The following is a 20,678-nucleotide window of genomic DNA, read 5'->3' on the forward strand; positions in this document are numbered from 1 at the left end:
ACGGCATGTCAGACGACGAAGCGCATGAGCTGCTGGGGTTCGACAACGCGGTGCTGCCTGTAGGGGATGTCGGGGAAGCCGTCGGGTTCTACGAACGGGCCGGGTTCACCGTGGGGTTCCGGTTCGACGAGGGCGGGATCGCGCTGCTGAGGGTGGGCGGGGAGACGCCCGGCATCCTGTTGCGGTTCGAGGAGGGGCTCGGTCACCGGCCGCCCTCCTGGCCCTCACCGCGCCTGTGGCTGGAGGTGCCGGACGCGCGGGCGGCGGCGCGGCGGATGGCCGGGGCCGGCATCGAGCCGCTGGACGAGGCGATGTCGACGGCGACCGGACGGACCGTCGAGTTCGCCGACCCGTGGGGCAACGTCTTCGGCTTCACCGACTACACCAAGCGCCCCGAACTCGCCCGCAGGGCTTGAGATCCAGACCTCGTCCCGCTTGGTTGAACACGTTCAAAAACAGGTCTACAGTCATCCCTGTCAGCGTTTTGAACGCGTTCAAGAAGGGGTGGGGCATGGACCGCACCGTCATCGCCTACGTGATCTATCTGGCCGTCAGCATCGGGCTGACCGTCTGGGTCGCCCGCACGCTCAGCCGCAACGGCCGGGTCTTCCTCTCCGATGTGCTGCACGGCAACGAGAAGCTCGCGGACGCCGTCAACCACCTCCTGGTGGTCGGCTTCTACCTCGTCAACCTCGGCTTCGTGACGCTCTACCTGAGCGACGACGGCACCATCGAGGACACCCGCGGCATCTTCGAGACCCTGTCGGCCAAGCTCGGCGTGGTCCTGCTGGTCCTCGGCGCGATGCACCTGGGCAACGTCTTCGTACTCAACAAGATCCGCCGGCGCGGCCTGATGGAGCGGGAGACGCAGCCGCCGGTCGCCCCGCAGGGCTGGGTCGCGCCGACGGCCGGAGCATGAGCGGGGCCGTGGACCGGGGCGTCACGAGCGCCCCGGTCCGGGGCCTGACGGTCCTCTACGACGCCGAGTGCGGCCTCTGCACCCACCTGCGGGACTGGCTGCTGCGCCAGTCGCAGTTGGTCCCCCTGGAGCTGGTCCCCGCCGGCTCGGCCGAGGCCCGGACCCGGTTCCCCGGCGTGGACCCGGCCCGGACGCTGGAGGAGGTCACGGTGATCGGGGACTCCGGCCAGGTGTACCGGGGCGCGGCGGCCTGGGTCGTGGTGCTGTGGGCGCTGCGCGAGCACCGCCCGCTGGCCCATCGCCTCAGCACCCCGGCGGGCGCCGTGCTGGCGCGGGGCGCGGTGCTGGCGGCGGCCAAGTACCGGGGCGCTCAGTGGAGTCAGCAGCGCGGCGGCCGATGGGGCGGGCGAGGCACGTACAGCCGCACGGACGGCTGGCGGTACGTCCCCGCCGAGGGCTGGGTGCACGACCCGCCGTCCTGCGCCGACGGCACCTGCGCCACTGGTTAGGCTCCCTACGTGCCCGCGAAGAACGACGGCCCCGAGGCCGGACCCCAGAGCAAGTCGGAACACACCCGCGCGCTGATCCTCGAGACCGCGATGCGGCTGTTCCAGGAGAACGGCTACGACAAGACCACGATGCGGGCCATCGCCAAGGAGGCCGGTGTCTCGGTCGGCAACGCCTACTACTACTTCGCGGGCAAGGAGCACCTGATCCAGGGCTTCTACGACCGGATCGCCGCCGAGCACCAGGTGGCGGCCCGGTCGGTGCTGCGGACGGAGACCGACCTGGAGGCCCGGCTGGCGGGCGTGCTCACCGCGTGGCTGGACATCGCGGAGCCGTATCACGAGTTCGCCGTGCAGTTCTTCAAGAACGCGGCCGACCCGGACAGCCCGCTCAGCCCCTTCTCCGCGGAGAGCGAGCACGCCCGCGAGCAGGCGATCAGCGTGCACCGCGAGGTGCTGGCGGGCTCGAAGTCCAAGGTCTCCCCCGAACTCCGGGACGCCCTGCCCGAGCTGATGTGGCTCTCCCAGATGGGCCTGGTCCTCTACTGGGTCTTCGACCGTACGGAGAACCGCGAGCGCAGCTACCGCCTGGCCCGGCGCGGCGCCCGCCTCACCGCACGCGGCGTGGCCCTGTCCCGCTTCCGGGTCCTGCGGCCGCTGGTCCTGGAGGTCCACGAACTCTTCAACGACTTCCTGCCGGGGATGACGAAGGCCCTCCCGGCCCCGCGAAGCCGAAGCTGATCCCGCCCCGCGCGGCGAGTCATCCCGGCGCAGACTGGGGGTACACGGTGGGCACCCGAACACTTCGCATACTTCGCACGAGAGTGGTGCCCCTCATGGCCGAGACCAAGGACGTCGTCGAACTCATCCTCCAGGACCACCGCCGCATGGAGGACCTCTTCCGGCAGATGCGCAGCGTCGAGGCCGACCGGCCCGCCGCGCTCAAGGAGTTCGCCGATCTGCTGGTCGCGCACGCGCTGGCGGAGGAGGCCGAGGTCTATCCGGCCCTGAAGCGGTACCGGAACATCGACAACGAAGAGGTCGAGCACGGCGAGCACGAGCACGACGAGGGGAACGAGGCCCTCCTGAACCTGCTGGAGGTCGAGGAGGTCGGCTCCGAGGAGTGGGACTCCAAGCTGGAGGAGCTGGTGGAGGCCATCACCCACCACACCGACGAGGAGGAGCGCACCATCCTCAACGGCGCCCGCGAGAACGTCCCGATGAAGCGCCGCGAGGAGCTGGGCGAGGCCTTCCTCGCGGACCGCGAACGCCACCTCAAGGGCGAGCCCGGCTCTGTCGAGAACCTGCGCCGTATCGTCGGTTCCTCGGACTGAGTCAGTCGTGCAGGAGGTCCCGCATCTCCCAGGAGTGGCCGGGGTCGTGGCCGGCGAAGAGGCTGCACGCGTCGCCGTCCTCGAAGGGGGCTTCGCCGATGCCCTTCAGGTGCCGGGTCAGCTCGTCGCGGGGCGGGCGGCCCGGCTGGTTGCGGTGCATCCTGGTGCGATGAGCCGGCGATGGGAGTCCTGCAACCCCTGCGGCAACTCGTCCGGGTCGAACCACCGGGCCTCCAGAATCTCGAAGTCGTCGATCTTCAGGGTTCCTCCGGTGTGCAGGGCCTCGTAGGCGACCTCCACGCGGAGTCGGTATCCGCTGGTCAGACGGACGAGGCGGCCGGGCGTCACGTCGAGCCCCGTCTCCTCCTTGACCTCGCGGACGACGGTGAGCGGGAATTCCTCGCCCTTCTTGGCGAAACCGGTGGGCAGCCCCCACGGGCGCCGCTCCGGCCACATCCGGTGCTTGAGGAGGAGCACCTGACCGGCGTCGTTACGGACGACCCCGGTGACGCCCACCATGAACTTGGCGTTCGCCAGCCACAGGACCCTCCACTGCACGGACCCCCGCAGGGCGTGCCACAGCCGGGCGACAACTCGCTTCATGACCAAGCCTTTCGCTTCGCGGAACCGCGGTTCTCGGTCAGTAGAACTCCCGGCGCCGGTCACGGATACTCCCCCCTGCTCCGGGCGTTCGCGCGGGCGGTCAGAGCCCGCAATCGCTGCTCGGGGCCGTCCGGCCGGGCGTCCTCCGGACGGACGGTCCATTCCGTCCCCCCGCGGCCGGCCGCAGCGGCCAGAGGCCGGCCTCTCCGTCTGCGCGGACGGCGGCAAGGGCGGCCGGTTCGGCACCGGCTGAGACCGCCTCCGCGTAGGACGGCGAAGCTGCTCGGCAAGTCTCCGCGTCAGGCGGAGTCGGACGGCAACGCGCCGAGAAGCGCCGCGAGGCTGTGCGGGTCGCGGCGGGCGATGTTGTGGCCGACGGGGATCTCGTGGACCCGCCAGTCCGGGTCGTCGCGCAGCCGCTCGGTCAGGGTCACGAACGGGCTGCCCGGCCACGCGCCACCGCTGATGAACGTCCGGCCGGGCGCGGGGTGGGGGTTGTCTCCCAGTCCGATCGACTGGACGAAGCTCGCCAGGGGGTGCGGTCGCGCGCGAGGGTCGAGTCCTTCGGGGACCGCGACCCATCGACCGTCGGCACGGGCGCCGGCGATGAACAACTCCCGGAAGCTGTCGCTGGTCAGGGACCAACAGGAGTCCCCGTCGTCCGGGACGTAGGCGTCGATGAAGACGAGCTGATCGAGGCGGTCGCCGAGCCGATCCGCGACCCCGGCGATCACCATCCCGCCGTAGCTGTGCCCGCAGAGCGCGACGGGCGTTCCGTCGCCACGGTCGATGATCTCTGCCACCTGGTCGATATGGGCGTCGAGGTTCGGCGGACGGTCCACATCGACCGGGCCGTCCGGCTCCAGCCCCGACAGGGTCACCGCCTCGACGTGGTGACCGTCTCGGTGCAGCTCGGCGGCGACCGAGCCGAACACCCAGCCACCTTGCCAACCACCCGGCACCATCACGAACTTCACCGCGTCATCGTAGGTCGAGCAGGACCCGGGAAGTAGAGCTGGTGATCACCCGGCTCGGCACGCCCGGCCAGTGAGAAGCGCCTCCTTGCCCACGGGCGGCGAGGTTTCGCGGCGTGTCGGAGGGGCGGGACCGTACCGGGGCGGAAGGGTGTCCACCCGGACATACCACCAGGGAGAACGAGCGATGCCCGCAGTCACCACCCCGTACCCGACCGGCGCCCCCTGCTGGGTCGATCTGATGGCGCAGGACCAGCAGGCCGCGCTGGACTTCTACCGTGACCTGTTCGGCTGGCAGGGCGCGCCAGGGCCGGCCGAGTTCGGCGGGTACGCGGTCTGCGAGCTGCACGGCAGGGCCGTTGCCGGTATCGGCCCGGCGACGGCCCCGGAGGGCATCCCGGAGCCGTCCACCGTCTGGACCACCTACCTCGCCACCGCCGACGCGGTCGCCACCCAGGAGCGGATCATCGCCGCGGGCGGCGAGCCGTTCGCCCCCGCGGTGGATGTCGGCAACCTCGGCCGGATGCTGCTCGCCACCGACCCGCAGGGCGCGGTGTTCGGCGTCTGGCAGCGGGGCGAGTTCGCCGGCGCGGGCGTGGTCAACGAACCCGGCGCGCTGACCTGGACCGAGCTGCACACCAGCGACGTGGACGGCGCCGCGGCCTTCTACGGCGAGACGTTCGGCATCGAGTTCACGCCGATGGAGGGCCACGACTCCTACTGGGAACTGCGCGTGGGCGGCCTCACGGTCGGCGGCGTCACCCGTCTCGCCGACGACCCGCCCGGCACCCCGGCCCACTGGCTGACGTACTTCGCGGTCGACGACGTGGACTCCACGGTGGACGCCCTGGTCAGGGGCGGCGGCAACGTCCTCGCCCCGCCCTTCGACATGCCGGCCGGCCGCATGGCGGTGGTGACGGACCCGCAGGGCGCCCCGTTCGCGATGATCAAGTCGATCGGTTCCTGAGCGGCGCTCGGGTGCCCCGCACCGGGCCGGCTCTTCCGGATCTTGCATCATGACCGGCATGAACACGGAAACCTGCGATCCGGCCGAGTCGGCCGCGCTCCGCGAGATCTTCGCGTCCCGTCCTGAGTCGGCGCCCCCGGCCGGCTGGGAGGCGGTGCGGGCCTTCGAGGCGGAGCACGGCATCGTGCTCCCGGAGCCGTACCGCACGTTCGTGGCCGAGATCTGCGACGGACTGCGCGCGGGACCGCCCTACTGCGGTCTGCTGCCCCTCGCGCAGACGCCCTCCGACTGGGGCTCGGGCCGCCCCGAGCGCCTGCTTGCCGAGCCATTCCCGCTCACGGCGACGTGGCTGTGGGAGGAGGACGAGGAGTCGCTGCCGGAAGAGGAGTTCGAGGCCCGGCTGGCCCCCGTGTTCGATCACGGCTCACTGCTGCTGGGCACCGACGGCTGCGGTCTGTACTGGCACCTGATCGTCACCGGCCCGCAGCGCGGTCACGTCTGGATGATCGCCGAGAACGGCGCGATACCTTTCGGGACTTCGCTGATGCCGGGCACGCCCGGTTTCGCGGGGTGGGTGGCCCACTGGTCCCAGGGACGCTCCTGGTTCGCGGACGACTAGGAGGACGAAGGCCCGAGCGACCGCGCCGGGAACATCCGGTCCCGTCGGCGCGGTTGTGCGGTACGCCCGCCACGGGCGCGGGCCCACACGCATCTCGCAGGAGGACTGTTCCATGACTGACCGGCCGTTGACGCTGATGGCAGTGCACGCCCACCCCGACGACGAGGCGACCGGGACCGGAGGGGTCCTCGCGCGGTATGCGGCGGAAGGCATCCGGACGGTGCTGGTGACCTGTACCGACGGCGGGTGCGGCGACGGGCCGGGGGGCGTGAAGCCGGGCGAGCCCGGACACGATCCGGTGGCGGTCGCCCGGATGCGCCGGGAGGAACTCGAGGCGAGCTGTGAGGTCCTGAAGATCAGCGACCTGGAGATGCTGGACTACGCCGACTCCGGGATGACGGGCTGGCCGAACAACGACGCCCCCGGCTCCTTCTGGCAGACCCCGGTGGAGGAGGGCGCGGCCCGCCTGGCCGAGTTGATGCGGCACTACCGCCCCGATGTGGTCGTCACCTATGACGAGAACGGTTTCTACGGCCACCCCGACCACATCCAGGCCCACCGCATCACGATGGCCGCGCTGGAGCTGACCGACCTGACCCCCAAGGTCTACTGGACCACCGTGCCCCGCTCGCAGATGGCCCGCTTCGGCGAGGTCATGCGCGAGTTCCAGGACGACATGCCGGAGCCGGACCCCGCCGAGGCCGCCGCCCTGGCCGAGATCGGCCTCCCCGACGACGAGATCACCACCTGGGTCGACACCACCCCGTACAGCGACCAGAAGTACGACGCCCTCGCCGCCCACGCCAGCCAGGGCGAGAACATCTTCTTCCTCAGGATGGGCAAGGACCGCTTCGCCGAACTGATGAGCACGGAGACCTTCCTCCGCGTCCGCGACACCACCGGCGCCCCGACCCCGGAGAACGACCTCTTCGCGGGCCTGCGCTGACTACGCGTCCCGTGACGCCAGTTCGATCACTGTGATGTCCGACGGTGCCCACACCCGCGTCGGCGGACCCCACGCGCCCGCGCCTCGGCTGACGTAGAGCTGGGTGTCGCCGTAGCGGTCGAGGCCGGCGACCGTGGGGTTCGCGGCCTTGGCGATCAGGTTGCCGGGCCAGAGTTGGCCGCCGTGGGTGTGGCCGGAGAGCTGGAGGTCCACGTCGTGGTGGACGGCTTCGTGGATCTGGACCGGCTGGTGGGCCATGAGGACGCAGGTGCGGGCGGGGTCGCGGTCGCCCAGGGCCTTCGGGAAGTCGGGGCCATGGCCTTCGGCTCGGCCCTGGAGGTCGTTGACCCCGGCCAGGTCGAAGTACGGGAGTTCCGTGCGGGCGTTCTCCAGGGGGCGCATGCCCAGGGTGCGGACCTCGTCCAGCCATTGGGCGGCGCCGGAGAAGTACTCGTGGTTGCCCGTGACGAAGTACGTGCCCAGCCGGGACTCCAGCCCCGCCAGGGGTGCCGCCGCCGGGCCCAGGTTCTTGACGCTGCCGTCCACCAGGTCGCCCACCACGGCGATCAGGTCCGGCTGGGTCGAGTTGATCGTCTCGACCACCACCTGGGCGAAGTTCCGCCCCAGCACCGGGCCCAGGTGGATGTCGCTGACCACCGCGATCCGGAACCCGTGCGCCGAGCGCGGCAGCTTGGCCAGGGGGACCGTGAGCCGCTTCACCCGTGGGCCCCGTAGCACCCCGTACGTGCCCCAGCCGGTCGTGCCGAGCGCGACCGCTGCCGCCGTGCCCCCGGCGACGCGGGAGACGAAGAGGCGGCGGGAGAGGGCGGAGGCGGCGACGGCCGAAGCCTGCGGACCGGCCGGCGGGGCCGGGGGCGCGTCGTCGGTCAACTCGGGCCGCTCCGCCGCAGACCCGTCCCCCGCAGACCCCTCCGCCGACGGCACCGGCACCGGCACCGGGTCCAGCCCGGCGAACACGGCTTCCCGCGTCGCCCGCCGGGCCCGCCGCCCCGCCCACACCCGCACCGGCTCCGTCGCCACCGTCGCCAGCAGCAGGTAGAGGGCGAGGGCCATCCACAGGAACCCCGGCCACGCCAGGGTCCGTTGGAGCCAGAAGGGCGCGCCGGAGCGTTCCGCGACCAGGGCGGCGATCATCAGCACCGGGGCCGCGACGAAGAGCGCCGTGCCCGCCCGGCGGGCCGGGCCGCGCGGGCGGGTGGTGTCGCGGACGAGGCGGCGCCAGACGTACCAGTGCAGGCCCGCCACGAGGGCCAGTACGGCCAGGGCGACGAGCACGAAGACGATGACCACCCGACGCGTCCCCTATGACGTCCGACGCAGTGCGCGCAGTCCGCGCAACCCGATGACCCCGACGACCGTCCCCAGTACGAAGGACACGACCGCCAGCGTCAGGTGCACCCAGAAGTAGGCCGTGGGGTGCCCGTCGTCGAAGGCGAGACCGCTGCCGTCCGCAACGAGATTCTTGACGAAAGTGACCCAGATGACCCAGCTCCACACCCCGAAGGCGAGCAGGAACCAGGAGACCGGGCGGCTGAGCTTCATGAGTCCAGTATCACCGCCCGCCATCCGGCTCCATGGCCGGGGTGGAGCGGGAGACGGGACTTCACAGCCCGTGGCAGGTACGTTCTCGATCGTGTCCGCACCGAAGAAGATCGCCCAGCGATCCCTGTTGATCACATCCGCCGCACTGCTGACCGTCTCGGGCATCGCCCCGTCAGCCTTCGCCGCACCCAAGCCGTCAGGCAGTCCCACCGCCGCTCCCCCCGCGCGCATGTCGCAGGTCGGCGGCGCCCGCCTCGGCGTACCCGGCACCCAGGTGAACCTCGCGGCGGGCGTCCCCGTGCTGCCCAAGGGCCTCACCGCCCGCTCCTGGATCGTCACCGACGCCGAGAGCGGCGACGTGCTCGCCTCGCACAACGCGCACTGGCGGCTCCCCCCGGCGAGCACCCTGAAGATGCTGTTCGCGGACACCGTGCTGCCCCGCTTCCCCCGGGACCAGCGCCACCAGGTGATCCCCACCGACCTCGCCGGGATCGGCGCCGGTTCGAGCATGGTCGGGATAAAGGAGAACGAGACCTACACCGTCCACGACCTGTGGCTCGGTGTCTTCCTGCGCTCCGGCAACGACGCCGTCCACGTGCTCTCCGCGATGAACGGCGGTGTCGCGCAGACCGTCAAGGACATGCAGGCCCACGCCGACGCCCTCCAGGCCGGCGACACCCACGTGGTCAGCCCCGACGGCTACGACGCCCCCCGGCAGTACTCCTCGGCGTACGACCTCACCCTGTTCGCCCGTTCCGGGCTGCAGAAGAAGGACTTCCGGGAGTACTGCTCCACCGTGCGCGCCAAGTTCCCCGGCGCGACCACCCGGAAGGGCAAGGGCAAGCCCACCCGCGAGACCTTCGAGATCCAGAACACCAACCGGCTGCTCAGCGGCGACACGGACACCGCCGTCTATCCGGGCATCGCCGGGGTCAAGAACGGCAACACCACCAACGCGGGCGCCACCTTCACCGGGGTCGCCGAGCGCGGCGGCAAGGTGCTGCTGGTCACCGTGATGAACCCGGAGAAGCACGAGCACGACGAGGTCTACAAGGAGACCGCCCAGCTCTTCGACTGGGGCTTCAAGGCGGCCGGCAAGGTGAAGCCGGTCGGCGTGCTCGTCCCACCGCTGAACGCCACCCCGAGCGCACAGCCCAGTGGCGCGCCCAGCGCGAACGTCACCGGCGCCCCGCAGGGCACCGCGGGCGCCGGGTCCGAGCCGGTGAAGGGAGCCACCGCCCAGAGCGGCGGTTCACGGGGCGCCGGGACCGCGCTGGCCATCGCCGCCGGGCTGCTGGTGCTGCTCGGCGGCGGGGCCTTCCTGGTCAACCGCCGCTGGCCGCTGCCTGATCTGATGCGTCGACGGCAGCGTCCGTGACCTTCCCCTCGTCGCTGCGCGTCGCCGTCCAGGCGGCGCAGTAGAGAACCAGCTTCGAGGTGAAGTTGATCCACAGCAGCAGGGCGACGGGGACACCGAAGGCGCCGTACACGCTCTTCGCGGCGACGCCCTGGATGTAGCCGCTCAGCAGCAGCTTGAGGAGTTCGAAGCCGACCGCGCCGAGCAGGGCCGCCACCACCAGGCGGCGGCGCGGCGGTTCGACACCGGGCAGCAGGCTCAGTACGTACAGCAGCACCAGGAAGTCGGCGAGCACGGCCACGGCGAACGCGGCGACCCGCAGCAGCACGGCCCCCCAACTGTGCTCGTCCAGGCCGATCGCCGACGCCAGCCGGCCGATCGCGGCCGAGGCGAGGGTGGAGGCGGCCAGGGTCACCAGCAGGGCGCCGCCGAGCCCGATCAGCACCCCGGTGTCCTTGAGCTTCAGCACGATCGGGTTGCCGTCCCGCTCGGGCAGCTCCCACACCGCGCGCAGACAGTCCCGGACCTGGCCGACCCAGCCGATACCGGTGAACAGCAGCGCCGCACCGGCGATCAGCCCGACCGTGCCCGCGTTCTGCACCAGCCCGTTCAGGTCGAGTTGGTCGGCGAGGCCGGGGAACTGGGCGGCGATGTTCTTCTCGACGGTCTTCTGCCGGGCCGGGTCGAGCGTGGCCGCCGCGACCGCCGCGGCGACGGTCAGCAGCGGGAACAGGGCGATGAAGCTGACGAACGTCATGGCCGCGGCCAGCCACGTCCAGTTCACCCGGTCCAGGCGCGCGTACGAGCGCCAGGCGTGCGTGGTCATCAGCCAGGTCACGATCGGCCCGATGCCGGGCAGCTTCTTCAGCCAGTCCATGATCCGCCTCTGCCTTTTCGCGGGAACTCCATGTGCCGATACCCCGGATGGCACCGGCCCCGTCGGCCGCCCCTCGGCGCGTCGCACTAATCACCCATTGCGGGGAGCCAGGTGCCGCCGTGCGGCCACCCTGCCAGATACGGACGATACGGTCACCGGCATGTCTGCTGTCTGCGGTCCTCCCCAGTCCCTGCTCGTCCTCGGCGGCACCTCGGAGATCGCGCTGGCCACCGCGCGCCGCCTCGTCGCCCGCCGCACCCGCACCGTGTGGCTCGCGGGCCGCCCCGGCCCGGCACTCGACCGCGCGGCCGGCCGCCTGGCCGCGCTCGGCGCCGACGTCCGTACGGTCGCCTTCGACGCGCTGGACCCGGAGTCCCACGAGACCGTGCTCGGCAAGGTGTTCGCCGAGGGCGCCGTCGACATGGTGCTGCTCGCCTTCGGGGTCCTCGGGGACCAGGCGCGGGACGAGCGGGAGCCGCTGCGCGCGGTCCGGGTCGCCGCCACGAACTACACCGGCGCGGTCTCCGCCGGTCTGGTCGCCGCCCGTGCCCTCCAGGACCAGGGCCACGGCGCGCTGGTGGTCCTCTCGTCGGTGGCCGCCGAACGTGCCCGCCGCTCGGACTTCATCTACGGCTCCAGCAAGGCGGGCCTGGACACCTTCGCGCAGGGCCTCGGCGACGCGCTGTACGGGACGGGGGTGCAGGTGATGGTCGTCCGCCCCGGCTTCGTGCGCACCGCCAAGACCGCCCATCTGGCGCCCGGACCGCTCTCCACCACCCCGGAGCAGGTGGCCGCCGCCGTCGAACTCGGTCTGCGCCGCGGCTCGGAGACGGTGTGGGTGCCCGGCGCGCTGCGCCCGGTGATGTCGCTCCTGCGGCACGCGCCGCGCGCGCTGTTCCGCAGGCTGCCCGTCTGAGCGGGGTCCGTCAGCGGCTGGGGATGGTGTCGCGCTCGGTGTGTCCGGCCTGCGGGGGCACCACCGGGCTGCCGAACCAGTAGTCGCGCAGCTTGCGCCACACCCCGTCCCGGCCCTGCTCGTACAGCGCGAACCCGGTGCACGGCCAGGCGGCCTCGAACCCGGCCAGCTCCTCGAAGGCGCGGTCCATCGCCGCCTCCTCGATGCCGTGCGCCACGGTGACGTGGGGGTGGTACGGGAACTGCAGCTCGCGCGGCACCGGCCCGGAGGCGTCCCGCACCTGCTGCTGGAGTTCCGTGCACTCCTCGGCGCCCTGCTCGACCCGGACGTAGACCACGGGCGAGAGCGGGCGGAAGGTGCCGGTGCCGGACAGCCGCATCGGGAAGGGGCGTCCGGTCGCCGCGACCTCGGCGAGGTGCGCGTCGACGGCGGCGAGGTCCGCCTCTTCGACCTCGGTGGGCGGCAGCAGGGTGATGTGCGTGGGGATGCTGAGTGCGGCGGGGTCACCGAAGCCCGCGCGCCGCTCCTGGAGCAGGCTGCCGTGAGGCTCCGGGACCGCGATCGACACGCCGATCGTTACGATCCCCACGTCGTCTCCTGTCGTCGCGTGTTGTTCTGTGGGCCGTCCTCGCGTACGGCCTTCGGCTATCGACTGTACGGCCACGGGTGTCCGCAGGGCAGGCGCAACGGAAGTGATGTACGGCGCTCTGCCCCACCGGACATGCGTGCGGGTCGCACGTCCGGGGGCGGCTGTGCGCCCCCGGACGCCAGGTCAGTGCTTGGCCGGCAGGAAACCGACCCGGTCGTACGCCAGCGCCAGGGTCTCGGCGGCCACCGCGCGGGCCTTCTCGGCGCCCTTGGCGAGGATCGAGTCCAGCGTCTCGGTGTCCTCGAGGTACTGCTGGGTGCGCTCCCGGAAGGGGGTGACGAAGGCGACCATGATCTCGGCGAGGTCGGTCTTGAGGGCGCCGTACATCTTGCCCTCGTACTCCCGCTCCAGGTCCGCGATCGGCGTGCCGGTGAGGGTGGAGTGGATGGTGAGGAGGTTGCTCACGCCGGGCTTGTTCTCCCGGTCGAAGCGGATCACCGTGTCGGTGTCGGTGACCGCGCTCTTCACCTTCTTCGCCGTCGTCTTCGGGTCGTCCAGCAGGCTGACCACACCCTTGGGCGAGGCCGCCGACTTGCTCATCTTGACCGCCGGGTCCTGGAGGTCGTAGATCTTCGCCGTCTCCTTGAGGATGTACGGCTTGGGGCTCACGAAGGTCTCGCCGAAGCGGCCGTTGAAGCGGTCGGCGAGGTCGCGGGTCAGCTCGACGTGCTGGCGCTGGTCCTCACCGACCGGCACCTCGTCCGCGTTGTACAGCAGGATGTCCGCGACCTGGAGGATCGGGTACGTGAAGAGGCCGACGCTGGCCCGGTCGGCGCCCTGCTTGGCGGCCTTGTCCTTGAACTGGGTCATGCGGGACGCCTCGCCGAAGCCGGTGAGGCAGTTCATGACCCAGGCGAGCTGGGCGTGCTCGGGGACGTGGCTCTGCACGAAGAGGGTGCAGCGGTCGGGGTCCAGACCGGCCGCGAGGAGCTGAGCCGCGGCGAGGCGGGTGTTGGCGCGGAGGTCCTTCGGGTCCTGCGGGAGCGTGATCGCGTGCAGGTCGACGACCATGTAGAACGCGTCGTGCGTCTCCTGGAGGGCCACCCACTGGCGGACGGCACCGAGGTAGTTGCCGAGGTGGAACGAGCCTGCGGTGGGCTGGATTCCGGAGAGTACGCGCGGCTTGTCAGGGGTGGCCATGGTGCCCATTCTCTCAGAGGTGGAGGTGGGTCCGGTGCCTAGGTGGGGGGTGGTTGCGGGTGCGCGGGGGACTGCGGCGGCGCCGTGGCCGTGCGCGCAGTTCCCCGAGCCCCTCAAGCGCTCAGCCGAGGTCGATCTCCGGGTAGAGGGGGAAGGCTGCCACCAGGTCCGTCGCTCGCTGCGAGATCTCGTCCGCGACCTTCGGGTCCAGGACATGCTGGGCCTTGGAGGGGGCGCCCGACTTCGTGGTGCCCGGCTCCGTCGTCGTCAGGACGCGGTCGATCAGGCCCGCCACCTCGTCCATTTCCGGCTGGCCCAGGCCGCGGGTGGTCAGGGCCGGGGTGCCGATGCGGATGCCGGAGGTGTACCAGGCGCCGTTGGGGTCGGCGGGGATGGCGTTGCGGTTGGTGACGATGCCGGAGTCGAGGAGGGCGGCCTCGGCCTGGCGGCCGGTGAGGCCGTAGGAGGCGGCGACGTCGATCAGGTTGAGGTGGTTGTCGGTGCCGCCGGTGACCAGGGTGGCGCCGCGCTTCATCAGGCCCTCGGCGAGTGCGCGGGAGTTGTCGACGACACGCTGGGCGTAGTCCTGGAAGGAGGGCTGCCGGGCCTCGGCCAGGGCGACCGCCTTGGCGGCCATGACGTGCGGGAGCGGGCCGCCGAGCACCATCGGGCAGCCCCGGTCGACCTGGTCCTTGAGGGAGTCGTCGCACAGGACCATGCCGCCGCGCGGGCCGCGCAGCGACTTGTGGGTGGTGGTGGTGACGATCTGGGCGTGCGGCACCGGGTCGAAGTCGCCGGTGAGCACCTTGCCCGCGACCAGACCGGCGAAGTGCGCCATGTCGACCATGAGGGTCGCGCCGACCTCGTCCGCGATCTCCCGCATGATCCGGAAGTTCACCAGGCGCGGGTAGGCGGAGTACCCGGCGACCAGGATCAGCGGGCGGAACTCGCGGGCCTGGGCGCGCAGGGCCTCGTAGTCGATCAGGCCGGTGGCGGGGTCGGTGCCGTAGGAGCGCTGGTCGAACATCTTGCCGCTGATGTTGGGGCGGAAGCCGTGGGTGAGGTGGCCGCCCGCGTCCAGGGACATGCCGAGCATGCGCTGGTTGCCGAACGCCTGGCGCAGCTCGGCCCAGTCGGCCTCGGACAGCTCGTTGATCTGGCGGGCGCCGGTCTTCTCCAGGAACGGCACCTCGACGCGGTCGGCGAGGACGGCCCAGAAGGCGACCAGGTTGGCGTCGATGCCGGAGTGCGGCTGGACGTAGGCGTGCCGGGCGCCGAAGAGTTCGCGGGCGTGCTCGGCGGCGAGGGACTCGACGGTGTCGACGTTGCGGCAGCCGGCGTAGAAGCGGCGGCCGACGGTGCCCTCGGCGTACTTGTCGCTGAACCAGTTGCCCATCGCCAGCAGGGTGGCCGGGGAGGCGTAGTTCTCGGAGGCGATCAGCTTGAGCATCTCGCGCTGGTCGTGGATCTCCTGGCCGATCGCGTCGGCGACGCGGGGCTCGACCGCGCGGATGACGTCGAGCGCGGCGCGGTAGGCGGTGGTCTCGGCGGAGCCGGGCGGAGTGGGGTTCTCGGGCATGAGGGCCTCCGGACAGGGCGTCGGTGTGTCGTCGTGTTCGGTTCGGCCCAGGCGCACGGCACTGACTCCCGGGCCGCTCCCCGATGGTCGGTCCCATCCCAGCGCGCCAGTCACGGCCCACGACCAGCCTACCGGCCGTGGGAGACGGAGTGCGCGGCGTCTACAGGATCACGTGCGGCAGGAAGCGGGCGTAGGAGTCGGTGATCAGCCCGGAGGACTCGCGGATGCCGAGGCCGGCCGCCTCGTCGCCGACGACCCAGGCGCCGAGGACGACGTGGTTGCCGTCGAAGACGGGGAGCGGGGCGAGGGCCTGGTAGCAGCAGGTCTCCTCGGGAGCCGGAGGGGCCGGGCTGCCCGGCGGGTGCAGGGTGACGCCCTCGCCCTCGCGGCCGAGCAGCGGCTTGGCGGCGTAGCCGGTGGTGGCGGCCAGCTCGCGGGGGCCGTCCAGGTAGGCGGGGAGGAGGTTGGGATGGCCGGGGTACAGCTCCCAGAGGATCGCCAGCAGGGCCTTGTTGCTGAGCAGCATCTTCCAGGCGGGCTCGATCCACAGGGTGCTGCCGGTGCCGCCGCCGTTGTCCAGGGTGTCCAGGACGTGCCCGGCGAACTCGTCGGTGGTGAGCCACTCCCACGGGTAGAGCTTGAAGATCGCGCGGATGAACTTCAGCCGGTTGTCCACGAAGCGGCCGGAGAGGGTGTCCCAGCCGATCTCCTCCATGGAGAGCCAGTCGGTGTCGAGTCCGGCCTGCTCGGCGGTCTCCTTGAGGTAGGCGACCGTCATCAGGTCCTCGCCGAGTTCGTCGGCGGAGGAGTGCGCGAAGTGCAGCGGGGCGCCCGGCGGGAGCAGCTTCGCCTGCTTGCGCCAGGTGTCGACCAGGCGCTCGTGCAGCGAGTTCCACTGGTCGGCGCCGGGGAAGCGGTCCTCCATCCAGAACCACTGCGCGGACGCGGCCTCGACCAGCGAGGTCGGGGTGTCCGCGTTGTACTCCAGCATCTTCGCCGGGCCGGTGCCGTCGTAGTGCAGGTCGAACCTGCCGTAGACGGAGGGGAGTTCGGCACGCCGGTGCCAGGACTCGGTGACGGCGGCGGCCACCCGCGGGTCGGTGATGCCGAGGTCGGCGAGCCGGCGGTGCTCCACCAGGTGCCCGGCGGCGGCCAGGCACATGGCGTGCAGTTCCTCGACGGTCTCCTCCAGCGCCTCCACCTCGGGCAGCGAGAAGACGTAGTGGGCGCTCTCGTCCCAGTAGGGGCGCAGGGAGCCGTCGGGGTGGCGGGTGAGCGGGTAGACGATCCCCTGCTCCTCGACGGTGCGCTGCCAGTCGGGGCGGGGCGTGATCGTACGGCGTTCCATGGATGCGGCCCGGCCCGGTCAGCCGCCGGAGCTGCCGTGGCCGCCGCCGAAGCCGCCCCGGTGCACGCTGTGGTTGTCGTCGTCGCCCGAACGGCCCGAGCCGCTGCCGGACTTGCGGGGCGCGGTGAAGGAGCCGCTGCGGACCCAGGAGCCCTTCTTCTTGCCGCCGTAGTAGTAGGCGCCGCCGCTGGAGCCCGACTTGCAGTTCTTGTCGGAGACGACGTGGTAGCCCTTGGCCACGTTGTAGCTGTCGCGGTCCACGCAGCGCTTGTCCGGGTCGGACGAGGAGCACGCGGTGAGGGCGGCGGCGAGCAGGCCCATGCCGCCCAGAACGACTGTGGTGGAGCGCAGTTGTGCGCGGGTGTCGGCCATGTTCTCTTCTCCCCCGTCGGTGGTGCGTTCGGCAGTCAGCTTAGAGATCGGTGTGAGTTTCCGGCAGAGCGGCCCTCCGTACCCCTGTTCCCCTACAGTCGCTTTGTGCTTTTTGGAATGGTGTGCGCGCTCGGCGCGGCGGTCTGCTTCGGTACGGCCACGGTCCTTCAGGCCGTGGCCGCGCGGGCGGCCGGAGAACAGGGCGGCGGGGAGGCGGCACTGCTGCTGCGGGCGGTGCGGCAATGGCGGTACGCGGCGGGGCTCGCGCTGGACGGGCTCGGCTTCGTGTTCCAGATCCTCGCGCTGCGGTCGGTGCCGATCTACGCGGTGGGCGCCGCGCTGGCGGCGAGCCTCGCGGTGACGGCGGTGGTCGCGGCGCGGCTGCTACGGGTGCGGCTGAGCGGGGCGGAGTGGGCCGCGGTCGGCGTGGTGTGCGCGGGGCTCGCGCTGCTCGGGCTGGCCTCGGGCTCGGAGGGCGACCGCGGCGGACCGGCGTGGCTGCCGTACGCGCTGCTCGCGACGGCGGCGGGGGTACTGGTGCTCGGCGCGGTGGGCGGCCGACTCTCGGGACGGCCGCGCGCGCTGCTCCTCGGCCTCGGCGCGGGGTTCGGCTTCGGAATGGTGGAGGTCGCGGTACGTCTGGTGAACTCCCTTCACCCGTATGCCCTGTTGACCGACCCGGCCCTCTACGCCCTCCTCCTCGGCGGCGGCGCCGCCTTCCTGCTGCTGACCTCGGCACTGCAACGCGGCTCGGTCACCACGGCGACGGCCGGAATGGTGCTCGGCGAGACCCTGGGCCCGGCGGCGGTGGGCGTGCTCTGGCTGGGCGACCGCACCAGGGCGGGGCTCGGTCCGCTCGCGGTGCTGGGGTTCTTCGTGGCGGTGGCGGGGGCGCTGGCGCTGGCGCGGTTCGGGGAGGCGCCGGGGTCGGAGACGGAAGCGGAGGCAGAGGCGGAGGCGCAGTCTGTGCGCTGACGGGCGCGCTCACTGTTCGCCTGGTGCGAGTCTGCCCCTGCCGCCGCGCCCGGGACGGCTTACGGCAGCGCCCGGCACAGGGCCTCCAGAACGGTGGGCCAGGTGCTGTCGGGCGGGGTGCCGTAGCCGACGACGAGCGCCTCCAGCGGTTCGGCGACGGCCAGTCGGTGCCGGTAGAAGGCGAGGCCGTGCAGTGCGAGCCCCTGCCAATGGGCGGCCTGCACGACCGCCTGCTCGGTGCCGGGCGGCAGCCGCAGTACGGCGTGCAGCCCGGCCGCGATCCCCGTGACCGTCACCTCCGGCGCCCGGTCGGCCACGGCGGCGGCAAGTTGGTCCCGGCGGCGTCGGTAGCGCTGCCGGGCGGCGCGCACATGGCGGTCGTACGCACCCGAGGCGATGAACTCGGCCAGCGTCAACTGGTCCAGCACCCCGACGGTGTCGCTGTGCCCCTTGGCCTCCGCCAGCTCCGCCAGCAGCGCCGGGGGCACCACCATCCAGCCCAGGCGGAGTCCGGGGGCGAGGGACTTGCTGGCGGTGCCGAGGTAGACCACGCGCTCGGGGTCGAGGCCCTGGAGGGCGCCGACGGGCTGGCGGTCGTAGCGGAACTCGCCGTCGTAGTCGTCCTCCAGGATCAGCCCGCCGGTCCGCCGCGCCCAGTCGACCACGGCCGCGCGCCGGTCGGGGTGCAGCGGGGTGCCCATGGGGAACTGGTGGGCGGGGGTCAGAAGTACGGCACCCTCGGCACTCAACCCCTGTGTTTCGGTGCCGAGTTCGCCGTACGGCAGCGCGGTGGTCGTCAGGCCCGCCCCCGCGAGCAGATCGTGGTGCACGTCGAGGCCGTACGACTCGACGGCGACCGCGCGGGCGCCGCGGCCGCGCAGCACGGTGCCGAGGAGGCGCAGGGCGTGGGAGAAGCCCGCGGTGATCAGCACCGAGTCGGGGTCGGCGCGTACGCCCCGGACACGGGCGAGGTACTCGGCGACGGCGGTGCGCAGTTCGCGGCGGCCGCGCGGATCTCCGTAGCCCAGCGCGTCGTTGGGGGCCCGGGTCAGGGCGCGGCGGGCGGCCCGGAGCCACTCGGTGCGCGGGAAGGCGGCGAGGTCGGGGGTGCCGGGGACCAGGCTGTGCGTGGGGCGGCCCGGCGGGCGGCGCCGGAGGGGTGAGCCCGCTCCCCCGGCCGGGGGCACGGCCCGCTCGGCGACGCGGGTGCCGGAGCCCTGGCGGGCGGTGAGCCAGCCCTCGGCGACCAGGTCGGCGTACGCCTCGGCGACGGTGTTGCGGGCGATCCCGAGGTCGGCCGCCAGGGTGCGGGAGGACGGCAGCCGGGTGCCGGGGGTGAGCCGGCCGGTGCGTACGGCGTCGCGCAGCGCGTCGGTGAGACCCCGGCGCAGGCCGCTGCTCCCGGCCGGTTCGAGGTGGAGGTCGATGCCTAGATTGGCCCATGATTCCGCCATGGGAATGGACCATACTCCTGGGCTGCTTCGCTCCTAGGCTTTCAGCATGGAGACCACGGAGAACACCACCGAGTACGCCCCCGAGCACCCCGCCCGCCTGACCTGGACCCAGCACGTGCCCGAGGTCTACAAGGCGATGGTCCGCCTGGACGCCGCCGCCCGGAAGGGCATCGACCCGACGCTGCTGGAGCTGGTGAAGATCCGCGCCTCGCAGCTCAACCACTGCGCGTACTGCCTGGACATGCACACCAAGGACGCGCTCGCGGCCGGGGAGAGCGTGGAGCGGATCGTGCAGCTCAGCGCGTGGGACGAGTCCCGCCACTTCTACACCGAGAAGGAGCTGGCGGCGCTGGAGCTGACCGAGGCTGTCACCGTGATCACCGACGGCTTCGTGCCGGACGACGTCTACGAGCGGGCCGCCAAGCAGTTCGAGGAGGCGGAGCTGGCGCAGTTGATCGCCGCGATCACGGTGATCAACGCGTGGAACCGGTTCGCGGTGACCACCCGGATGGTGCCGGGGCACTACACGCCGGGGCAGTACAAGTAGCCGCATCGGCACAGCGGACGGCGGCGCGGCCCCCAGGGCCCGCGCCGCCGTCCGCTGTCCGGCGTCAGCTCACGGAAGCCAGCGCTTCCACTGGTCCGGGTGGGCGTCGACCCACTTCTTCGCGGCCTCCTCCGGGCTGAGCTTCTGCTCGGCGATCATGAGGGAGACCTCGTTCTGGTCCTCGGTCGTCCACTGGAACTTCTTCAGGAACGCCGCCCCCTTGCCGCCGGAGCGGGCGAAGTCGGCGTTGAGGAACTTGCGCAGCGGGGTCTTCGGGTACGCGCAGGTGATCTTCGCGGTGTCGGTGTCGCAGCCCTCCTTGTACGGCGGGAGCTTCACCTCGGTCATCGGCACCTTCTTGAACAGCCACTGGGGGGTGTACCAGTAGGTCAGGAAGGGCTTCTTCTCCTTGGCGAACTGCTTGATCTGGGTGATCTGCGCGGCCTCGGACCCGGCGAAGACGACCTGGTAGTTCAGCTTCAGGTTCTTCACCAGCGCCTTGTCATGGGTGACGTAGGCCGGGGAGCCGTCCATGATCTGGCCCTTGCCGCCGGACTCTGCGGTGCGGAACTGGGAGGCGTACTTGTTGAGGTTCTTCCAGTTCGTGATGTCCGGGTGCTGCTTGGCGAAGTACGTCGGCACGAACCAGCCGATGTGCCCGGTGACGCCGAGCCCGCCCGCGTAGGAGACGGTCTTCTTGTCGTGGACGTACCGCTTCTCCTGCTCGGGGTGGCTCCAGTCCTCCAGCAGGGCGTCGACGCGGCCCTGGCTGAGCGCGTCCCAGGCGGGGATCTCGTCGACCTGGACGGTGTCGACGCGGTAGCCCATCTTGTGTTCCAGCAGGTACTTCGCCACGGCCACGTTGGACTGCGCGCCCACCCAGGACTGCACGGACAGGGTCATGCTCTTGGCGCCGCCCGCGTTGGCGAACGGGCTGGCCTGCTTGGTCATGTCGGCGGCGCCGCAGCCGGTGAGCAGGGCGAGCGCGGACGCGGCGGCGACGCTCACCGAGAGGGTCGTACGGAATCGCATG

At 71.7% G+C, this 20,678-nt stretch carries 25 protein-coding genes and 1 riboswitch; of the genes, 12 read left to right on the forward strand and 13 right to left on the reverse strand.

Translation table 11 applies throughout. The annotated features are described in order from the left end of the window. The first annotated feature begins 5 nt into the window (after nt 1-5). The 5 genes from OG448_RS11665 (at nt 6) to OG448_RS11685 (ending at nt 2,759) form a co-directional block, all read left to right on the forward strand. Nucleotides 6-416, forward strand: a complete 411-nt coding sequence (locus OG448_RS11665) for a VOC family protein (RefSeq protein ID WP_405553331.1) — start codon at nt 6-8, stop codon at nt 414-416. A 95-nt stretch (nt 417-511) separates the two neighbouring features. Continuing rightward, a complete protein-coding gene (locus OG448_RS11670) occupies nt 512-919 on the forward strand; it encodes a hypothetical protein (RefSeq protein WP_135783788.1) in 408 nt (135 codons plus the stop codon). Beyond that, the gene (locus OG448_RS11675; protein ID WP_405553333.1) at nt 916-1,428 is read left to right on the forward strand and encodes a thiol-disulfide oxidoreductase DCC family protein; all 513 of its coding nucleotides are present in this window, start codon (nt 916-918) and stop codon (nt 1,426-1,428) included. The genes OG448_RS11670 and OG448_RS11675 overlap by 4 nt, the downstream gene beginning before the upstream one ends. A gap of 9 nt (nt 1,429-1,437) precedes the next feature. Beyond that, nucleotides 1,438-2,166 (forward strand): TetR/AcrR family transcriptional regulator, encoded by a 729-nt coding sequence (locus OG448_RS11680; protein WP_388996513.1) that lies wholly within the window; start codon nt 1,438-1,440, stop codon nt 2,164-2,166. Nucleotides 2,167-2,261: 95 nt separating this feature from the next. Further along, nucleotides 2,262-2,759 carry a hemerythrin domain-containing protein gene (locus OG448_RS11685; RefSeq protein WP_405553335.1) on the forward strand — a complete coding sequence of 166 codons (498 nt, stop codon included), beginning with the start codon at nt 2,262-2,264 and terminating at the stop codon, nt 2,757-2,759. A gap of 1 nt (nt 2,760) precedes the next feature. Here OG448_RS11685 and OG448_RS11690 read toward each other — a convergent pair whose 3' ends face one another. The 3 genes from OG448_RS11690 to OG448_RS11700 all read right to left on the reverse strand — a co-directional run bounded on the left by OG448_RS11690 (nt 2,761) and on the right by OG448_RS11700 (nt 4,339). Beyond that, entirely contained in the window at nt 2,761-2,919 is a 159-nt protein-coding gene (locus OG448_RS11690) for a hypothetical protein (RefSeq protein WP_405553337.1), read from the reverse strand. Then, entirely contained in the window at nt 2,877-3,362 is a 486-nt protein-coding gene (locus tag OG448_RS11695) for an NUDIX domain-containing protein (protein WP_405553339.1), read from the reverse strand. Before OG448_RS11695 ends, OG448_RS11690 begins: the two co-directional genes overlap by 43 nt. Nucleotides 3,363-3,661: 299 nt before the next feature. Further along, nucleotides 3,662-4,339: an alpha/beta fold hydrolase gene (locus OG448_RS11700; RefSeq protein WP_405553341.1), complete on the reverse strand. Its 678-nt coding sequence runs from the start codon at nt 4,337-4,339 to the stop codon at nt 3,662-3,664. A 184-nt stretch (nt 4,340-4,523) separates the two neighbouring features. Here OG448_RS11700 and OG448_RS11705 point away from each other — a divergent pair, with 184 nt between their 5' ends. The 3 genes from OG448_RS11705 to OG448_RS11715 all read left to right on the forward strand — a co-directional run bounded on the left by OG448_RS11705 (nt 4,524) and on the right by OG448_RS11715 (nt 6,868). Continuing rightward, a complete protein-coding gene (locus OG448_RS11705) occupies nt 4,524-5,303 on the forward strand; it encodes a VOC family protein (protein WP_405553343.1) in 780 nt (259 codons plus the stop codon). A 58-nt stretch (nt 5,304-5,361) separates the two neighbouring features. Continuing rightward, nucleotides 5,362-5,922 (forward strand): SMI1/KNR4 family protein, encoded by a 561-nt coding sequence (locus OG448_RS11710; RefSeq protein ID WP_405553344.1) that lies wholly within the window; start codon nt 5,362-5,364, stop codon nt 5,920-5,922. Between the two features lie 112 nt (nt 5,923-6,034). Then, the gene (locus OG448_RS11715) at nt 6,035-6,868 is read left to right on the forward strand and encodes a PIG-L family deacetylase (protein WP_405553346.1); all 834 of its coding nucleotides are present in this window, start codon (nt 6,035-6,037) and stop codon (nt 6,866-6,868) included. Here the strand turns inward: OG448_RS11715 and OG448_RS11720 are convergent, their stop codons facing one another. Together OG448_RS11720 and OG448_RS11725 are read right to left on the reverse strand one after the other, a co-directional pair. Continuing rightward, complete coding sequence (locus tag OG448_RS11720; protein WP_405553348.1) at nt 6,869-8,179, reverse strand: metallophosphoesterase; 1,311 nt, start codon at nt 8,177-8,179, stop codon at nt 6,869-6,871. It abuts the gene before it with no gap. Between the two features lie 12 nt (nt 8,180-8,191). After that, nucleotides 8,192-8,431, reverse strand: coding sequence for an SCO4848 family membrane protein (locus OG448_RS11725; RefSeq protein ID WP_086695049.1), 240 nt, complete (start codon nt 8,429-8,431; stop codon nt 8,192-8,194). 91 nt (nt 8,432-8,522) lie between these two features. Between OG448_RS11725 and OG448_RS11730 the strand changes: the two genes are divergently transcribed. Continuing rightward, nucleotides 8,523-9,809 carry a D-alanyl-D-alanine carboxypeptidase family protein gene (locus OG448_RS11730; protein WP_405553350.1) on the forward strand — a complete coding sequence of 429 codons (1,287 nt, stop codon included), beginning with the start codon at nt 8,523-8,525 and terminating at the stop codon, nt 9,807-9,809. Here the strand turns inward: OG448_RS11730 and OG448_RS11735 are convergent. Further along, nucleotides 9,757-10,665, reverse strand: coding sequence for a YihY/virulence factor BrkB family protein (locus tag OG448_RS11735; RefSeq protein WP_405553352.1), 909 nt, complete (start codon nt 10,663-10,665; stop codon nt 9,757-9,759). The genes OG448_RS11730 and OG448_RS11735 overlap by 53 nt on opposite strands. Before the next feature lie 160 nt (nt 10,666-10,825). On the opposite strand from OG448_RS11735, the gene OG448_RS11740 reads away from it, so the two are divergent. Beyond that, entirely contained in the window at nt 10,826-11,581 is a 756-nt protein-coding gene (locus tag OG448_RS11740) for a decaprenylphospho-beta-D-erythro-pentofuranosid-2-ulose 2-reductase (RefSeq protein ID WP_405553354.1), read from the forward strand. A 10-nt stretch (nt 11,582-11,591) separates the two neighbouring features. Here the strand turns inward: OG448_RS11740 and OG448_RS11745 are convergent, their stop codons facing one another. From OG448_RS11745 to OG448_RS11765, 5 genes are all read right to left on the reverse strand, one after another. Beyond that, on the reverse strand, nt 11,592-12,170 hold the full coding sequence (locus tag OG448_RS11745) for a 2'-5' RNA ligase family protein (RefSeq protein WP_405553356.1): 579 nt from the start codon (nt 12,168-12,170) through the stop codon (nt 11,592-11,594). 183 nt (nt 12,171-12,353) lie between these two features. Next, a complete protein-coding gene (gene trpS, locus OG448_RS11750) occupies nt 12,354-13,370 on the reverse strand; it encodes a tryptophan--tRNA ligase (RefSeq protein ID WP_405553358.1) in 1,017 nt (338 codons plus the stop codon). A 121-nt stretch (nt 13,371-13,491) separates the two neighbouring features. Then, nucleotides 13,492-14,949 (reverse strand): glycine hydroxymethyltransferase, encoded by a 1,458-nt coding sequence (locus OG448_RS11755; RefSeq protein WP_405553360.1) that lies wholly within the window; start codon nt 14,947-14,949, stop codon nt 13,492-13,494. A gap of 38 nt (nt 14,950-14,987) precedes the next feature. Beyond that, nucleotides 14,988-15,073: riboswitch (ZMP/ZTP riboswitch) on the reverse strand. Nucleotides 15,074-15,109: 36 nt separating this feature from the next. Continuing rightward, nucleotides 15,110-16,297 carry a glutathionylspermidine synthase family protein gene (locus OG448_RS11760; RefSeq protein ID WP_405553362.1) on the reverse strand — a complete coding sequence of 396 codons (1,188 nt, stop codon included), beginning with the start codon at nt 16,295-16,297 and terminating at the stop codon, nt 15,110-15,112. 18 nt (nt 16,298-16,315) lie between these two features. Next, the gene (locus OG448_RS11765) at nt 16,316-16,669 is read right to left on the reverse strand and encodes a hypothetical protein (protein ID WP_405553364.1); all 354 of its coding nucleotides are present in this window, start codon (nt 16,667-16,669) and stop codon (nt 16,316-16,318) included. A 117-nt stretch (nt 16,670-16,786) separates the two neighbouring features. Between OG448_RS11765 and OG448_RS11770 the strand changes: the two genes are divergently transcribed. Beyond that, the gene (locus OG448_RS11770) at nt 16,787-17,644 is read left to right on the forward strand and encodes a DMT family transporter (protein WP_405558779.1); all 858 of its coding nucleotides are present in this window, start codon (nt 16,787-16,789) and stop codon (nt 17,642-17,644) included. A gap of 59 nt (nt 17,645-17,703) precedes the next feature. Here OG448_RS11770 and OG448_RS11775 read toward each other — a convergent pair whose 3' ends face one another. Then, entirely contained in the window at nt 17,704-19,098 is a 1,395-nt protein-coding gene (locus tag OG448_RS11775) for a PLP-dependent aminotransferase family protein (RefSeq protein WP_405553366.1), read from the reverse strand. Between the two features lie 46 nt (nt 19,099-19,144). Between OG448_RS11775 and OG448_RS11780 the strand changes: the two genes are divergently transcribed. Then, nucleotides 19,145-19,645 (forward strand): carboxymuconolactone decarboxylase family protein, encoded by a 501-nt coding sequence (locus OG448_RS11780; RefSeq protein ID WP_405553368.1) that lies wholly within the window; start codon nt 19,145-19,147, stop codon nt 19,643-19,645. A 69-nt stretch (nt 19,646-19,714) separates the two neighbouring features. Here OG448_RS11780 and OG448_RS11785 read toward each other — a convergent pair whose 3' ends face one another. Next, the gene (locus OG448_RS11785) at nt 19,715-20,677 is read right to left on the reverse strand and encodes an ABC transporter substrate-binding protein (RefSeq protein ID WP_405553370.1); all 963 of its coding nucleotides are present in this window, start codon (nt 20,675-20,677) and stop codon (nt 19,715-19,717) included. Nucleotide 20,678 lies beyond the last annotated feature (1 nt).

This window comes from Streptomyces sp. NBC_01171, assembly GCF_045039805.1.
GTDB lineage: Bacteria > Actinomycetota > Actinomycetes > Streptomycetales > Streptomycetaceae > Streptomyces.

Bases quoted from the DNA above. Each gene is read 5' to 3' on its own strand.
- OG448_RS11765 (WP_405553364.1), bottom strand. From the start codon at position 16,669: ATGGCCGACACCCGCGCACAACTGCGCTCCACCACAGTCGTTCTGGGC.
- OG448_RS11780 (WP_405553368.1), top strand. From the start codon at position 19,145: ATGGAGACCACGGAGAACACCACCGAGTACGCCCCCGAGCACCCCGCC.
- OG448_RS11670 (WP_135783788.1), top strand. From the start codon at position 512: ATGGACCGCACCGTCATCGCCTACGTGATCTATCTGGCCGTCAGCATC.
- OG448_RS11770 (WP_405558779.1), top strand. From the start codon at position 16,787: ATGGTGTGCGCGCTCGGCGCGGCGGTCTGCTTCGGTACGGCCACGGTC.
- trpS (WP_405553358.1), bottom strand. From the start codon at position 13,370: ATGGCCACCCCTGACAAGCCGCGCGTACTCTCCGGAATCCAGCCCACC.
- OG448_RS11715 (WP_405553346.1), top strand. From the start codon at position 6,035: ATGACTGACCGGCCGTTGACGCTGATGGCAGTGCACGCCCACCCCGAC.
- OG448_RS11760 (WP_405553362.1), bottom strand. From the start codon at position 16,297: ATGGAACGCCGTACGATCACGCCCCGCCCCGACTGGCAGCGCACCGTC.
- OG448_RS11740 (WP_405553354.1), top strand. From the start codon at position 10,826: ATGTCTGCTGTCTGCGGTCCTCCCCAGTCCCTGCTCGTCCTCGGCGGC.
- OG448_RS11695 (WP_405553339.1), bottom strand. From the start codon at position 3,362: ATGAAGCGAGTTGTCGCCCGGCTGTGGCACGCCCTGCGGGGGTCCGTG.
- OG448_RS11675 (WP_405553333.1), top strand. From the start codon at position 916: ATGAGCGGGGCCGTGGACCGGGGCGTCACGAGCGCCCCGGTCCGGGGC.
- OG448_RS11775 (WP_405553366.1), bottom strand. From the start codon at position 19,098: ATGGCGGAATCATGGGCCAATCTAGGCATCGACCTCCACCTCGAACCG.
- OG448_RS11705 (WP_405553343.1), top strand. From the start codon at position 4,524: ATGCCCGCAGTCACCACCCCGTACCCGACCGGCGCCCCCTGCTGGGTC.
- OG448_RS11755 (WP_405553360.1), bottom strand. From the start codon at position 14,949: ATGCCCGAGAACCCCACTCCGCCCGGCTCCGCCGAGACCACCGCCTAC.
- OG448_RS11710 (WP_405553344.1), top strand. From the start codon at position 5,362: ATGAACACGGAAACCTGCGATCCGGCCGAGTCGGCCGCGCTCCGCGAG.
- OG448_RS11735 (WP_405553352.1), bottom strand. From the start codon at position 10,665: ATGGACTGGCTGAAGAAGCTGCCCGGCATCGGGCCGATCGTGACCTGG.
- OG448_RS11665 (WP_405553331.1), top strand. From the start codon at position 6: ATGTCAGACGACGAAGCGCATGAGCTGCTGGGGTTCGACAACGCGGTG.
- OG448_RS11690 (WP_405553337.1), bottom strand. From the start codon at position 2,919: ATGCACCGCAACCAGCCGGGCCGCCCGCCCCGCGACGAGCTGACCCGG.
- OG448_RS11685 (WP_405553335.1), top strand. From the start codon at position 2,262: ATGGCCGAGACCAAGGACGTCGTCGAACTCATCCTCCAGGACCACCGC.
- OG448_RS11725 (WP_086695049.1), bottom strand. From the start codon at position 8,431: ATGAAGCTCAGCCGCCCGGTCTCCTGGTTCCTGCTCGCCTTCGGGGTG.
- OG448_RS11785 (WP_405553370.1), bottom strand. From the start codon at position 20,677: ATGCGATTCCGTACGACCCTCTCGGTGAGCGTCGCCGCCGCGTCCGCG.